Annotated in this window: 1 protein-coding gene; it reads left to right on the top strand. The window is 65.5% G+C overall.

The annotated features are described in order from the left end of the window. The coding region (locus tag ABIB14_RS18715) for an IS701 family transposase (RefSeq protein WP_354237394.1) at positions 1 to 869 on the top strand (869 nt) is incomplete at its 5' end. Between the last annotated feature and the right edge of the window lie 173 nt (positions 870 to 1,042).

Raw genomic sequence — 1,042 nt, 5'->3', positions numbered from 1 at the left:
GAGGGATTCTGGCGATTGACGAAACGGGGTTCCTGAAGAAGGGCACCGCTTCGGCCGGGGTGGCCCGCCAGTACTCGGGCACGGCCGGGAGGGTGGAGAACTGTCAGATCGGGGTATTCCTGACTTACGCGTCACCGCTGGGACGCACCTTCCTTGACCGGGAGCTGTACCTGCCCAAAGCCTGGACCGAGGACCGGGAACGCTGCACCCGTGCGGGAATCCCGGAGGACCGGGCCATGGCCACGAAACCGGTGCTCGCCGCTGACATGATCGAGCGCGCCCTGGACGCCGGGATAGAGGCCGCATGGACGACCGGGGACGCGGTCTATGGCCAACACCCGGGCCTGCGCCGCCGGCTGGAGGCCCGCGGCATGCATTACGTCATGGCAGTGCCCATGAACCAACGCGTCACCACTCCCGGCCCTGGATTGCCGGGGACCGAGTCGCGGGCCGATGAGCTCTTTGCCTCCCTGGACGGGCGCGCCTGGCGCACCCGCACCGCCGGGACCGGCAGCAAAGGAAACCGGCTCTACGACTGGGCCCGGACCCGGATCCACGGACCGGCCGAAAGCGGCGAACACTGGCTGCTGGCCCGCCGATCCCTGAAGGACCCTGCCGATCTGGCCTACTTCATCTGCCACAGCCCGAAAAACGTCACGCTGGCCGAACTCGCACGGGTCGCCGGCGCCCGCTGGGCGATCGAGGAAACCTTCCAAACCTCGAAAGGCGAGACCGGACTGGACCACTACCAGGTGCGCCAGTACACCGGCTGGTACCGGCATATCACCCTCTCAATGTTCGCCCATGCCTTCCTGAGCGTCATCCGCTCAAAAAAAGGGGCCCACATCCAAGCTCCCACGACCTGGTAAGGCTCTCCCTGCCGGAAATCAGGCGACTGATCGTCCTCATCGCCTGGCCCAGGCACCACGACCCCGGACACGTGATCCATTGCTCCCTCTGGCGCCGAAAACACCAACACCGAGCACAACAACACCACTACAAAGCCCGCGGACACACTCAACAAACGCGACTGTAGTACTAG

The sequence above is a fragment of the Arthrobacter sp. UYEF3 genome (assembly GCF_040546245.1).
Lineage (GTDB): Bacteria > Actinomycetota > Actinomycetes > Actinomycetales > Micrococcaceae > Arthrobacter.
This window is presented reverse-complemented; position numbering and strand designations above follow the sequence as displayed.